Origin of the sequence: Lacinutrix sp. Hel_I_90, from assembly GCF_000934685.1 — a bacterium.
Lineage (GTDB): Bacteria > Bacteroidota > Bacteroidia > Flavobacteriales > Flavobacteriaceae > Lacinutrix.
Window position 1 is genome coordinate 53407 of record NZ_JYNQ01000001.1, and the last position, 14122, is coordinate 67528.

Annotated in this window: 16 protein-coding genes; 9 read left to right on the forward strand and 7 right to left on the reverse strand. The window is 34.7% G+C overall.

All coding sequences use genetic code 11. From position 1 onward, the window contains the following. The first annotated feature begins 50 nt into the window (after window positions 1–50). The 8 genes from GQ46_RS00160 to GQ46_RS00195 all read left to right on the forward strand — a co-directional run bounded on the left by GQ46_RS00160 (window position 51) and on the right by GQ46_RS00195 (window position 5931). Window positions 51–857 (forward strand): sulfite exporter TauE/SafE family protein, encoded by an 807-nt coding sequence (locus GQ46_RS00160; protein WP_044397282.1) that lies wholly within the window; start codon window positions 51–53, stop codon window positions 855–857. A 75-nt stretch (window positions 858–932) separates the two neighbouring features. After that, a complete protein-coding gene (locus GQ46_RS00165) occupies window positions 933–2351 on the forward strand; it encodes a rhodanese-like domain-containing protein (protein ID WP_044397284.1) in 1419 nt (472 codons plus the stop codon). Window positions 2352–2369: 18 nt separating this feature from the next. Continuing rightward, the gene (locus GQ46_RS00170; RefSeq protein WP_044397286.1) at window positions 2370–2924 is read left to right on the forward strand and encodes a YeeE/YedE family protein; all 555 of its coding nucleotides are present in this window, start codon (window positions 2370–2372) and stop codon (window positions 2922–2924) included. Window position 2925: 1 nt separating this feature from the next. Then, on the forward strand, window positions 2926–3345 hold the full coding sequence (locus tag GQ46_RS00175) for a DUF6691 family protein (RefSeq protein ID WP_044397288.1): 420 nt from the start codon (window positions 2926–2928) through the stop codon (window positions 3343–3345). A 333-nt stretch (window positions 3346–3678) separates the two neighbouring features. Further along, window positions 3679–4017 (forward strand): DUF4870 domain-containing protein, encoded by a 339-nt coding sequence (locus tag GQ46_RS00180; protein WP_044397290.1) that lies wholly within the window; start codon window positions 3679–3681, stop codon window positions 4015–4017. Between the two features lie 253 nt (window positions 4018–4270). Then, a complete protein-coding gene (locus tag GQ46_RS00185; RefSeq protein WP_052503363.1) occupies window positions 4271–5038 on the forward strand; it encodes a hypothetical protein in 768 nt (255 codons plus the stop codon). 14 nt (window positions 5039–5052) lie between these two features. Further along, entirely contained in the window at window positions 5053–5649 is a 597-nt protein-coding gene (locus GQ46_RS00190; protein ID WP_044397292.1) for a hypothetical protein, read from the forward strand. Window positions 5650–5661: 12 nt separating this feature from the next. Beyond that, a complete protein-coding gene (locus GQ46_RS00195) occupies window positions 5662–5931 on the forward strand; it encodes a hypothetical protein (protein ID WP_044397294.1) in 270 nt (89 codons plus the stop codon). A 481-nt stretch (window positions 5932–6412) separates the two neighbouring features. Here GQ46_RS00195 and dnaN read toward each other — a convergent pair whose 3' ends face one another. The 7 genes from dnaN to GQ46_RS00230 form a co-directional block, all read right to left on the reverse strand. Further along, complete coding sequence (gene dnaN, locus GQ46_RS00200; RefSeq protein ID WP_044397295.1) at window positions 6413–7531, reverse strand: DNA polymerase III subunit beta; 1119 nt, start codon at window positions 7529–7531, stop codon at window positions 6413–6415. Window positions 7532–7733: 202 nt separating this feature from the next. Beyond that, window positions 7734–9410, reverse strand: coding sequence for a gliding motility-associated ABC transporter substrate-binding protein GldG (gene gldG, locus GQ46_RS00205; protein ID WP_197077319.1), 1677 nt, complete (start codon window positions 9408–9410; stop codon window positions 7734–7736). Continuing rightward, complete coding sequence (locus GQ46_RS00210; RefSeq protein ID WP_044397296.1) at window positions 9403–9888, reverse strand: hypothetical protein; 486 nt, start codon at window positions 9886–9888, stop codon at window positions 9403–9405. Before GQ46_RS00210 ends, gldG begins: the two co-directional genes overlap by 8 nt. 2 nt (window positions 9889–9890) lie before the next feature. Continuing rightward, the gene (gene gldF, locus GQ46_RS00215) at window positions 9891–10601 is read right to left on the reverse strand and encodes a gliding motility-associated ABC transporter permease subunit GldF (protein WP_044397297.1); all 711 of its coding nucleotides are present in this window, start codon (window positions 10599–10601) and stop codon (window positions 9891–9893) included. A 13-nt stretch (window positions 10602–10614) separates the two neighbouring features. After that, window positions 10615–11409 (reverse strand): SDR family oxidoreductase, encoded by a 795-nt coding sequence (locus tag GQ46_RS00220; protein ID WP_044397298.1) that lies wholly within the window; start codon window positions 11407–11409, stop codon window positions 10615–10617. 193 nt (window positions 11410–11602) lie between these two features. Next, window positions 11603–11899: a putative quinol monooxygenase gene (locus GQ46_RS00225; RefSeq protein WP_044397300.1), complete on the reverse strand. Its 297-nt coding sequence runs from the start codon at window positions 11897–11899 to the stop codon at window positions 11603–11605. A gap of 97 nt (window positions 11900–11996) precedes the next feature. Further along, complete coding sequence (locus GQ46_RS00230) at window positions 11997–12830, reverse strand: S-adenosyl-l-methionine hydroxide adenosyltransferase family protein (protein ID WP_044397302.1); 834 nt, start codon at window positions 12828–12830, stop codon at window positions 11997–11999. 122 nt (window positions 12831–12952) lie between these two features. Between GQ46_RS00230 and GQ46_RS00235 the strand changes: the two genes are divergently transcribed. Then, window positions 12953–13909 (forward strand): PhoH family protein, encoded by a 957-nt coding sequence (locus GQ46_RS00235; RefSeq protein WP_044397304.1) that lies wholly within the window; start codon window positions 12953–12955, stop codon window positions 13907–13909. Window positions 13910–14122 lie beyond the last annotated feature (213 nt).

The window sequence follows — 14122 nt, forward strand, 5'->3', positions numbered from 1 at the left end:
AGTCACATTACCTACCAATATAAGGCTATACATTTGCAGAAATTAAGTGTATGAATACAATAGAAATTTTTGGATATTTCGGAGCAATACTAATAGGAATTCTATTAGGGTTAATAGGTGGCGGTGGCTCTATTTTAGCCGTTCCGGTGTTGGCCTATTTATTTTCGGTAAATGAAAAAGTGGCGACCGCATATTCGCTGTTCATTGTAGGCTCAAGTGCTTTGTTTGGCGGAATAAAACAACATTATAAAGGCTATGTAGATTGGCGAACGGCTGTTGTGTTTGGAATTCCAGCTATTATAGGGGTAACCTTAGTGCGCCATTACCTTGTTCCTGTGTTGCCTAATGTGCTATTTAGTATATACGATTTTGAGTTCACTAGGCGCATGGGCATGTTCGGTCTCTTTGCCATTTTAATGATTCCTGCTGCCATTTCCATGTTAAAAAAGGACAAGGAAAGAGAAATAACTGGTGCAATAAAATACAATTACGTACTTATTTTAATTGAAGGTTTAGTTGTTGGAGGAATAACAGGATTCATAGGCGCAGGCGGTGGCTTTTTAATCATTCCTGCACTGGTGATCTTAGCGAATGTAAAAATGAAAATCGCTGTGGGTACGTCTCTTATTATCATTGCCTTTAAATCCTTACTAGGTTTCTTTTTAGGAGATGCATTTACCATGACTATAGATTGGGAATTTCTAATAGTATTTACGGTATTATCGCTAATAGGTATTGTTATAGGAAGCTATTTAAGCAACTTCGTCGACGGAAAAAAGCTAAAAAAAGGCTTTGGCTATTTTATATTAGTAATGGCCATTTTCATTTTTTATATTGAATTTTTTGTAAACCACTAACTGTAACATAGGTTACTTTCAAAATGAATAATCTTCGTTAACTTTGTAACGTTGAAAAAAATAAATACAAATTTTATGAAAATAGAACAAATATATACAGGTTGTTTAGCGCAAGGCGCATATTATATAGAGAGTGAAGGGGAAGTAGCAATCATAGACCCGTTGCGAGAAGTTAAAGATTACATTGCTCAAGCGGAAGAGAATAACGCCAAAATAAAATACATTTTTGAGACGCATTTTCATGCCGATTTTGTAAGTGGGCATGTAACGCTCTCTAAAGAAACAGGTGCGCCAATAGTTTATGGTCCAACAGCAAAGCCATCGTTTGATGCCATTATTGCTACAGATGGACAGGAGTTTAAATTAGGGAAAATAACCATTAAAGCGTTGCATACACCTGGACATACCATGGAAAGCACGACCTATCTTCTAAAGGATGAAAACGGAAAAGATCATGCTATTTTTAGTGGCGATACGCTGTTCTTAGGAGATGTTGGGCGACCAGATTTGGCCCAAAAAGCGGCAAATATGACTATGGAGGATTTAGCTGGTTTGTCTTTTGATAGTTTGCGAAATAAAATCATGCCTTTGGCAGATGATGTTATTGTGTATCCTGGACATGGTGCCGGTTCTGCCTGTGGAAAGAATATGATGAAAGAAACGGTAGATACTCTAGGCAACCAGAAGCAAATGAATTATGCCTTACGTGCCGATATGACTAAAGAAGAATTTGTAAAAGAGGTGACCGAAGGCTTGTTACCACCACCAAAATACTTCCCGCTAAATGTAAAAATGAATAAGGAAGGCTACGCGCATATTGATGATGTCATTGCTAAAGGCGCACAAGCACTATCTTCAGACGACTTTGAGGCTGCGGCAAATGAAACGGAAGCCTTAGTATTAGATGTACGTCATCAATCAGATTTTGTAAAAGGACATATTCCACGGTCTATTTTTATTGGTCTTAAAGGGGGCTTTGCACCCTGGGTTGGGGCTTTAATCGCAGATGTAAAACAGCCCTTATTATTAGTGGTTGATGAAGGGAATGAAGAAGAAGCAATTACACGGTTATCACGTGTTGGTTTTGATAATACAATTGGTTATTTAAAAGGTGGTTTTGCGGCCTGGAAAAGCTCAGGAAAACAAACAGATGATCTATTGTCTATTTCAGCTGAAACTTTTAAAGACAGACTTGAAGCCAATAAAGATATCCCTGTATTTGATGTTAGAAAAGAAGGTGAATTTATTGCGGGTCATATAGAAGGTGCAAATTTCACGCCTTTAGATGATTTGAATAAGTATTTGAGTGAGTTTCCAGAAGAAGAACCCTTTTATATGCATTGTGCTGGTGGTTATCGATCGGTAATTGCAGCTTCAATTTTAAAAAGTCGGGGCATTCATAACATGATTGATATTGCAGGAGGTATGGGAGCTATTAAGCAAGTAGGTATTCCGGTTTCAGACTTCGTTTGTCCATCAACACTAAAAAAATAAAAAAAATATAAATCTTTTATGGAATTAATTTACAATACCTGGCCTTGGTATGTTGCAGGGCCATTAATTGCGCTTGTCATGTTTTTACTTCTTAAAATGGGTAAAAAATTCGGAATGTCCTCCAATTTAAGAGCCATGTGTTCTATTGGTGGGGCAGGGAAATTTTCAGATTTTTTTAAGTATGACTGGAAGTCTTCAAAATGGAATTTGTATGTCGTTGCTGGTGTTATCGTCGGTGGTATTATTGCCTTTCAATTTTTAACACCTCATGCCCCACAAGTGCATCCAGATGTTGTTGACCAATTACAAGGCTTAGGTATTACTAGTACCAACACCTCCTTTTTGCCAACAGAGCTATTTAGTTTAGAAAGTTTGCTAACCCTTAAAGGGTTTTCCATCTTACTTATTGGAGGATTCCTGGTTGGTTTTGGTGCGCGCTATGCAGGAGGTTGTACTTCTGGTCATGCGATTTCAGGGATTAGTGATTTGCAGTTACCATCGCTAATAGCGGTTATTGGTTTCTTTATTGGCGGCTTAGTTATGATTCATTTAATTTTTCCAATTATATTTTAATATGCGACAGTTTTTATCATTTTTCAGTATCGGTTTATTATTAGGCGTGCTATTTATAAAATCGGAAGTCGCTTCTTGGTTTCGTATTTATGAGATGTTTCAGTTTAAAAGCTTTCACATGTATGGCATAATAGGTTCGGCTATTGTCCTAGGAATCATTATCACTACCTATTTTAAATATACTCAAGCAAAAGATTTTAGCGGAAAGGACATCATTATTGAACCAAAAGATAAAGGGTTCACTCGTTATATGGTTGGGGGTATTATTTTTGGTTTAGGTTGGGCTTTGGCTGGTGCATGCCCAGGGCCCATGTATGTGTTGCTAGGATCCGGATTTATTAGCAGCATTTTAGTGTTAATTTTTGGAGCGCTTTTGGGAACCTTTGCTTATGGTTTGTTAAGAAAAAAATTACCTCATTAATATTTTTAGGCATTTTATCCTGCACGTTTTTAAGAACCTTGAAGGTAGTACGCTATAGGATTTAAAATAGGTTTTGCGATTTGCCGTTAAACCTTCCGCTTGCTTCTTCAAAAAAAACATCTGCCTTCAATTAAATGAAGTAACGGGGATTTTGATAGTATAAATGAGTACTACAGATCTGGGGATGTATAGCTCTTTTTAAAAAAAGAGCATGATTTTTTTAATCAAAAGAAAGCGGATTTAGTCAGCTCTAAAATTATTTTTTGTCAATTTCTTGTAACATTTTAAAAGATTGAACGTCATATAAGTATCAATCATCAAATCGCTACAATCATGAAAGAAGAGAGACAATTATTAGTCGTAACCCATTTAAGTCAGTTGCTAACAGTCCTCACAGGCTTTGGCGGTTTAATTGTACCATTAATTATTTGGTTAAGCAAACGGAATGAATCGTACCAGTTAGATGAACATGGAAAAAACATCATCAATTTTCAATTAAGTTTAATTGTAAACTGTATCATCTGTATTCCTCTAATCTTATTTTTTGGTTTAGGCTTGTTAGGCTTCCTTGTTTTAGGTGTTGTTTCGGTCTTATTCCCCATTGTAAATGCGATTAAAGCCAGTCATGGTGAAAACCCAAAATATCCTTTATCTTTTAATTTTATTAGTTAGTGTTTTCCTGCGAATGCAGAAATCTCACGAGTTGGTTTTATTAGTTAGTTATAATTAATTAAGAGATAAAAGGTAAACGCGTACTGAAAAGTACGCGTTTTTTAGTTCCTAATAGTTTGTTGTTTTTTTTATGACGCCTTGGATTCCTAGTAGATTTACTTAAACGAATAATACCGTATAAGTACCTGTTTTTATATCTATTTAAGTTATTAATTTTATCAATTATTAATAGTATCAAAACAAACTAGGATATATGACTACAGTAATAGATTCCAATATTAAAAAACCAGTTAGAAGCAATGCTGTTGATACTTCAAAATCAGGAATATCTCAGGATATTATTGATGAATTAAGTACTGAGATTAATAATATGTTATCCTTCGCTGTCTATAACGGTATCATAATTAATACAGATATAAACACATTAATTCAAAACAGTACAGTTGATGATTTAATTAATGCTCACAATCTCTTATGTAAAAATGTAGCACCAGCGACACCAAAATCTATTGAGTTTACTAAAAAACTGCATCAGGAAGGTGAAAATAAATCGCTTATAAATAAGTTACCATTGGTTAGAAACTTAATCATTTTAGCCGTTATGTTTTTAGTTATTTTTATAGTTACAGGCATTTCACCTGATGTTAATAATAATTCTTTAGATAAAGGAATTATGAATAATCAAGGGCTTTCACTACTGTTAAATCTTGGTTACTTGGCATCGGTTTCAGGATTGGGTGTCTTATTCTATTTGTTGAAAGACGTGAGTACTGCCGTTAAAAAGGGCATTTTACTTCCGGAAGAGTCTATAGAATATATGGCACAAATTGTCTTAGGAATTATTGCTGGTTTAATTTTAGCCGAAGTACTCTCACTCTATTTAACAGACCCTAATCACATAAACTTGTTTAATAAAAGTATACTAGCATTAATTGGAGGCTTTTCTTCTGATGCTATTTTTAGCATTTTACAAGGTGTTATAAACAGAATTAAATCAATTTTTATTCCTGTTAATTCTTAAAACTAAAATCGAGTATGAAAAATATAAGTTATGTAATAGTGTGTATTTGCAGTCTACTCTTTTTAGGATGCGCTTCTATACCACCCACAACAGTCACCCTAACTCAAGAAATAATAAAAGAGGCTGATGAAATGCACCAACTAAATATTATTTTAGTCAATCAGCTTTTCGAAGAAAGAAAGCAGGTTATTAATGCGTTTATAACAAACGAATATACGCCTACTATAATAAAAAAATACGAAGCACTATTACCTGATAGTTTAGATTATAAAAAGGCGCTTCCTAACATTATGAAAAGTGTTATTCCAGTAATCAATAGGAAAAAAGATTCGCTTCAAAATGTTCTGAGCGACCAGCAACAGAACATAATAACCAGTTTAAATACTAATTATGTGAGCTATAGTAAAGCAACAATAGCCTTACAGCAATTAATTAATTCTGCGGTAAAACTTAAAAAAGCTGAAAATAATGCTTTATCTTCTATACAAGACTTAACAGGAGATTCTGTAGATGTAAAAAAAGTAGAAAGCACAATAGATGGTTTATTGATTAAGACTGGAACCGATATGAGTAAGCTATTAGAAGTGAATAACATTTTGAAACTAAATTAAAACGAGAACATTATGGCAGATATCAATTGGAATGATTTAGCAGAAAATGCAGCTTCGCAAACCGATGCAGAACTCAATACACAAATGGCAAGTTTAACAAGCTTGAACGTTTCAGAAATTAATGATTTTATAACTCAAAGTAAAATTACTAATGCAAATGCTATAAAAGTATTACAGGAAATACATAATGCAACGAGCTCTAATGATCAAAAAGCATCAGCAATTTCTAATATAAATAATGGTGTAGGCTTTTTAATTCGTTTAGTGTCTAAAGTCGTGTAAGTCTAAAACAAGGTGTACTTAAACCTTTAATTCAAACAGGCTTTACATTACCTTATTTTGATAATGTTAGGCTCTAATTTTGGGATTTGCAGCGATACAGTGTATATAAACAACAGCAGCATTGTTTCGCTCTTCCCAAATTGATGACTCGAAAAGTAATAATAAATGCAAAAATAACGCAGTCATTAATCACTGTTTTAAAAACCTTGTTTGCATTCATTTCTATTGCAATATGAATAGACAGCATTTGGTTGATGTACCGTAAAACGTTTCTTTAAGTTGGTTATAAGGTTAGCCTACCCTTCGAATAACGTTTTTTTTTTGATGCTATTTATCATGTTCATTGATTACTTCATTGAAAAAAAGCCTGACAGCCCAGTAACTTCAATACGTTCGTTTATTATTCAAAACAAAAAAACCACAACGCTATAAGAATTGTGGCTTTTTAAAAATCTTTTTTAGGACTAACGCTGCTCGTTTTCTAAGAATTTAGCATCACTGGCATCACCAACATAGTCACATGCTCACCTTCATCTAAACCATCTACTGGTGTTAAAATTCCTGCTCTGTTAGGCATACTCATTTCCAATTGTACGTCTGTAGCGTTTAGGTTATTCAACATTTCCGTTAAAAAACGAGAATTAAAGCCTATTTGCATATCATCTCCCTGATAATCACAGGTTAATCGTTCTTCTGCTTTGTTACTATAATCAATATCTTCTGCAGAGATATTCAATTCAGCACCCGCAATTTTTAAACGAATTTGATGTGTTGTTTTGTTTGAGAAAATACTCACACGCTTTACAGAGTTTAAAAACTGTGTACGGTCAATAGTAAGTTTATTCGGATTCTCTTTAGGGATTACCGCTTCGTAATTAGGATATTTCCCATCTATTAAACGACAAATTAAAATCGTATTCTCAAATGTAAATTTCGCATTAGAATCGTTGTACTCAATCGTTACATTTTCATCACTTGCCGCTAAAATGCCTTTAAGTAATGTTAAGGGTTTCTTTGGCATAATAAACTCTGCAACTTGAGAGGCACTTACATCTTCACGCGTATACTTTACTAATTTGTGAGCGTCTGTTGCTACAAAAGTTAAATTATCTGTAGAAAACTGAAAAAAGACACCACTCATTACAGGTCTTAAATCATCGTTTCCAGCAGCAAAAATAGTTTTGCTAATTGCCGTTGCTAAAATATGACCTGCAATGGTTGTAGCACTAGGATCTTCAAGTGCTACCGCTTTTGGAAACTCAGCACCATCGGCATAAGCCAATGCGTATTTACCATGATTAGAATTAATTTCAACGATGTTATTATCTTCAATAGTAAACGTTAAGGGCTGCTCAGGAAAGGTTTTTAAAGTATCTAATAATAGACGCGCAGGAATTGCAACACTTCCTTTACTATCACTTTCTATCTCTAAAGTTGAAGACATTGTTGTTTCTAAATCACTAGCCGAAACGGTTAATGCGTTATTATCAATATCGAAAAGGAAATTGTCTAAAATTGGTAAGGTGTTTGAACTGTTTATGACACCGCCTAAAACTTGTAATTGCTTGAGTAAATAAGTACTTGAAACTATAAACTTCATTTTGTTTTTTATGTTTTTTTAGATGTAAAATAGTGCATTCTTTTTGAGGTTATAGTTAAAAAATAAGCTTAAATTAATGACTAGTTATTATCTGTTTTTTTGGTCGTTTAATTCTGAATAATTAATTACTACAAATATATTGTTTAACAGCCTAAAACTGAAACAAACTTATTAACAGCCTGTTTACCCAAAAGCTAAAAATTTAGACTGTTTTCTTTGCATATTTTTTCTTTCGGTAGACGTTAAATAGAAATCCAAAAAGCCCTAAAAGCAAGAGCGGAAGGACAATATTGATGATTTGCCATTTTGCTTTTTCTTCCGTAATTTTTAATTGATCTAAAAAGGCCACTTTCACTTCTTTTGTGCGAATGTTTATAAGTCCGTCGTCATCCAAGAGATAATTCACGGCATTGAGTAAAAATTCTTTGTTTCCAAAAACTTGACCTGTACTACGATCAAACCCTAATTCTTCGGGACCATTGCGACCAATGCGGTTTTTTATAATATCGCCATCACCAATTACAATCATCTTTGTCGCAGGACTTTTCGTTTTATCCTCTAATGCCTTTATTGGTTTTACGCGATTATTATAAACCGAAGTAAATTCACCTTCTAATAAAACGGCTAAGGTTTGCTCTCCTTTAGTAAAGGCCTTTGGGTCTTGCTCTTTTAGTGCGGCTTCTAAACTAATCTCCCGAGGGGTGCCTTCTAATCTGCTTAACGGGCCGCTTTGTAATAATATGGTTTTTTTTATGTCATTTTTTAAAGTGTCTAGCGGACTGGCGAAATCAAACTTCAGGAAATTCAAATTATTCACTATGGGGTGTTTACTATCACTTTTTGCAAGTGGAGAGTAGGTCCAAGGAAACTGTTGAAAACGCGATTCACTGCCGCTACCAGACGCTAAAGTAATAGGAGCAGAGTACATAGAACTTACTAATAATGCATTGATACGCACCCCATATTTAAAAAAGAAATCCGTTAAATTTAAATCTCTGGGTACCGCAATATTCTTACCCGCTTCGTTAAATAAGCTGTCTTGATCCATGGCTATAGCGTCAACCAGCCATAGACTTTTACCACCATGCATGGTGTATTGATCAAGTACATATTTTTCTTCCTCGGTAAATGCCTCTGTTGGTTTCGCGGCAATGATTAAATCGTAAGTGTTTAGTGATTTAGATGTTTTTTGAGGGTTAGTAGCCACACTATCTAAAGTAAACGGGGCAATAAAATAGTATTGCCCTAGTGTTTTAAGGAAATCGGCAACATTTTCATCCGGCAACTCACTATTTCCTTTTAAAATGGCGATTTTACGACGTTTCGGATTCACCAATTTACTAAAACCTGCTGCAAAGGCATATTCTAAATGTTGCACAGAATTGGTAACCAGCTCCTGTTGTGTGGCTCCAATCTTATTTTTTACCAACGAAATTTTTACGGTTTGGTCGTTATAACTCGCCAAAGCCCAAGGGAAAATAACCGTTTGCGATTGTTTTCCATTTTCCTGAACACTCATTTGCATGGGTGTTAAACCGCGCTGGTTGAGCTGTTGTATGTTTTGATTGCGCGTGGCTTCGTCTTCTATAGGGTTGATGAAATTAAAAGTAATATTGTTGTTATAAGCAGAAAACTCTTCTAATAATTGTCTGGTTTCGGTTTGCAGTCTTCTAAATTCTGAAGGAAAATCGGCGCCTTCTAAAAACACATCAATCACTATGGGCGATGCAACCCCTTTAACCACTTGTAAAGAAGCGTCGTTTAATGTGTAACGTTGATCTGAAGTTAAGTCGAAACGTTTATAAACCTTTTGGGCCAAAATATTAATTAATAATAAGCCTATGACTAAGATGACAATATGTTGGATGGATTTATTCAAATTTTTTCTCAAGTTGATAGGTTTCTAAGGTAACTACAGTGTCATTTTTAAACATAATTTCTATACACTCTTGCTGTTTGTTAAAAGCACCAGGTTTAAAGCCCATATTATAATTCCATTGGTTTTTTGAATTAGCTTTAATACTATCATCCCAGCCATACCAGCCGGCAGCACCAAAATCGCTTTCAATCTCTGCTTTCGTTTTCCCTATGAGTTGATTATTGTTATTTAATTGCGCCATCATTTCAAAACGTAATTCAGGATTCGCCTTCCAGTTTTCTGCATTAAAATATTTTTGATGATGGTAACTAGAAAAGATATTAAAAATGGGATAAAAGAGATAAAAATAAAGTAGAGGTGTAGCAAGAGTACTTAATAGTAAAAGAAGCCATTTATTAGTTTCAATAGTTTTTATAAATAACCAGGCTAGGATAAAAATAATAACAAAGGATAGGACTAAAACAGGAGTAATAACCATAATTATTGTTTTTTTATGTTGAATTTAGTTAACATAATAAATAAAAAAGTAACACTTAAAAAATAAACACAATCTCTAGTGTCTAACACACCACGACTCATGCTTTTGTAATGTGTACTCATTCCTAGTTGTTCTACAAAAGGAGCAGTAAAATCTGCGACACCTTCAAAACCAACATAGAAGAAAAAGCATAAAAATACAGCGATGATAAAGGCTACAATTTGATTGTCGCTCAACGTAGAGGAAAAGATGCCAATAGCGGTATAAGCTGCCACTAAAAACAATAACCCCAAATAAGAACCAAGAGTACTTCCAAAATCTAAATTTCCCACAGGATCCCCTAAGGCATTAATTGTATAAACATAGAGCAGTGTAGGAATTAAAGCCAAAAGAATAAGTGTAAAAGCACCAAAATATTTTCCAAGTACAATTTGCAAATGAGAAATTGGTTTGGTAAGCAATAGCTCTAAAGTACCTTGTTTTTTTTCATCACTAAAACTGCGCATGGTCACAGCAGGAATTAAAAAAATAAGAATCCAAGGTGCTAATAAAAAGAAGGCTGATAAATCGGCGAAGCCATAATCTAATAGGTTGAACTCGCCTTTAAATAGCCAGAGGAATAGGCCGTTTAGCAATAAAAAAATGGCAATCACCAAATAACCAATGGGTGAAGCGAAAAAGGAATTGATTTCTTTTTTTAAAATAGCAAACATGCAATATATAATTTTAAGTGACGCTTAATTTTCGAATCATTCTAGATAAAACTTTAGGAAAAAACCGTTTGGCATAAATACCTAATTTTTCCTTAAAACCAGCAATATAAACTTCTTGTCTCTTTTTTAGGATTGCTTTGGCCATTAATTTAGCAAAATAGTCTGGCGCAATACCATTTTTGGTAGCTTTATCCATAGATTGTTGGGCAGTGCCATCACCAGTTAACGCATGTATAGACACATTGGTATTAACAAAACCTGGACATACTAAAGTTACGGCAATGTTGTCACTATGCTGTTCTGCTCTTAAACTATCAAAAAAGCCATGTAAAGCATGCTTACTTGCAGCATAACTTGATCTTAATGGCGTGCCTATTTTTCCAACAATACTCGTGGTTACTACAAAGTGACCCGATTGGTTTTTAATAAAATGCGGTAAAAGTAATTTGGTTAAAGCCACGGTACCTAAATAATTAATAGCCATTAAGCGTTTATCTACAGCAATGCTCGTGTCTTTGGCTAAGGCACGCTGGCTAATACCGCCATTATTTACTAAAATGTCAATGGTTCCAAACATCGAAATAGCCGCATCTACTTTTGGTTGTAAGTTATTATAGTCTTCTAAATCTAAAGGGATCAATTTTAGGTTCTCCGGGTTTTTGCATAAGTCTTTCACCGCTCTCAAAGCGTCAAGATTTCGTGAAGATAAAATGAGCTTAGCACCTTGATTAGCTAATTCTATAGCTAAGTGCTTTCCAATACCAGAAGAAGCGCCAGTAATCCAAACGACTTTGTTAGTAAATTTCATCACGTAATTTTAATAATTTTTGTTTCTTCTTTCATTACCAGAAACGCAGTCACGTTGTAAACTATTTTATGTTGCCTTATAGTTATAACATTAGCCTTTCAAATAAATAAATTTGTCTTGCCATAGCATCATGGGGTCTGTTTTCTCTTCTCTAAAAATAGTTCTAAAAAGCAAAAGCAAACAGCGACTAACATTACTGCAAGCTTGTTAACTTATCCACACTCCAGGCCTCTGGTTTTCCATTAAACATGGGTTTTGTTTGTGCCCAAACGCCTTTAAATAGTTCAGAATGTCTGTAATTTTCTAAATCACGTTCTGTATTCCAGTAACTATAGGTAAAAAAAACAGTAGTATGGTCTTTGTCACGATACAACTCAAGCAGTTGGCACCCTTCAAAATCCCGTATTTTCTGTTTTACAACTTCAAAATTGCTCAGGAATTTTTCAATGTTTTCTTCAGCGAAAGTCATTTTTACGATTCTTACTAGCATATCTTTAAACTCTATTTTTTGTTTCCGTGAAAGCGGACCTATAATTATATTCTAAATCTCAAGAGGTTAATGTGACCCATTCAAAGCTGACTACTATTTACTTCGCGAAATTAATAGTCACAGTATCCCGCAATTTTAATCCCATTAACGAACTCGCACCTCCAACATCACCAGTGTTTCCTTTATAAATAGCAATTTCTAAATACTGCGATGAGTTAAAAACGACTAAGCCGCGACCTTCATCATTTCTATTTTCTTCAGGAATATCAAAATTAATAATATCACTGTATTTAGAGTGTATCTTTTTAAACTTGTGGCTTCTAGCCGAAACTTCAAAGGCACGGCCTTTCTGAACCCCTTCAAAAAATGCTTTTTTAATATTGGTAATCACGTTTCCGTAATTATCTACATAAATAATGCTACCTATAATCTGGGTCTTTTCATCATTAACATAAGGGACTACATTTTTTATTGGCTTTATAGTGGTAATTGGTTTTCCTATAATGCCTAAAGCACCACCACGCGCAATGTGGCAAGCTACTTTTACAAAGACATCAAGAACAGGAAAACTGGTTTCAATCTTCTCATGAATATTGATTTCTACAATTTGTTCCGGAGCAATTTCAGAGCAAATCATACTCATAATACCGTTATTAGCACACACAAAATAATGGCCATCAAGCTTGATAGCAATATGCTTGTTCTCTTGGTTAATTTCAGAATCAATACCAATGATATGTATTGTGCCTTCCGGAAAACAACTGTAGGCATTTTGAATGATGTAAGCCGCCTCAGGAATGTTAAATGGAGAAACAGAGTGTGAGATATCAACAATTCTTACCTCGGGTAATTCAGTATAAATAGCACCCTTAATCGCACCAGCAAAGTGATCTTTCTCACCAAAGTCTGTAGTTAGTGTGATAATGGCCATTTAGTAATTGTTGATATTTTTTTGAGTTTAATTGAATATAATTTGTGGAACTTTACTAAGTTTAATGCACAGAACAAATCTAATAAAACTGAAGAGATAAATTAAATAAAATCACCTGCCATTTGAATGAAATCGTAATTGAACTTGAAGAAATCACACCTAAAGAATTTTTTGGTGCTGGTAATGAAAATATCGAACTGTTAAAAAGATACTTTCCTAAACTAAAAATAGTCGCTCGAGGCAACAAAATCAAGGCTTTCGGGGAAGAAGAGCTCTTAGAAGAATTCGACCGGAGACTCACCATGCTCCTTAAACATTTCGCGAAATACAATAAGCTGGACGAAAATGCGATAGAACGTGTACTCACGAGTCAGAGTAGTGATGATTATGAAACCTCTGAAAAAAGTGGTGAAATCATTGTACATGGTTTTAATGGTAAGTTAATAAAGGCGCAAACGGCTAACCAGCGCAAATTAGTAGAGCTTATGCGCGAAAATGATATGGTTTTTGCCATAGGTCCGGCGGGAACAGGTAAAACCTATACTGGTGTCGCATTGGCAGTTCAGGCATTAAAAAGCAAAGCCGTAAAGCGCATTATATTAACGCGCCCGGCCGTGGAAGCTGGTGAAAACCTTGGTTTTCTACCTGGCGATTTAAAGGAAAAATTAGATCCCTACATGCAACCCCTGTATGATGCCTTGCGCGATATGATTGCTCCAGAAAAATTAACGCAATACATAGAAAACGGAATCATTCAAATTGCTCCGCTGGCTTTTATGCGTGGGCGTACATTAGATAATGCATTTGTGATTTTAGATGAAGGTCAAAACACCACACACGCGCAAATGAAGATGTTTTTAACGCGTATGGGAAAGAATGCAAAGTTTTTATTAACCGGCGACCCAGGGCAAATAGATTTACCACGACGTACTATTTCAGGACTTAAAGAGGCCCTTTTGGTACTTAAAGATATTGACGGCATTGGGATGGTTTTTCTAGATGATAAAGATGTCATTCGACATAAATTAGTAAAAAAGGTCATCGCAGCATACAGAAATATTGAAAATGCAGAGGCGTAATTTTTTTTAGAAGCCAGGAACCTGCTCTCGGCAGTCGCTATCAGAGATGAGCTCCAACAAAGCCTCCATCAGGGCTAGGGCTTTTGGTTTCAGTTTTATAATAAATAAGGCATCGCTGGTTTAATTTAAAATGTAACAAAAAACAAAAAGTATAGCGTCATTGCGAGACAAATTAATAAATTTGTTGCGGCAATTTGCCAAATAAAATAATGC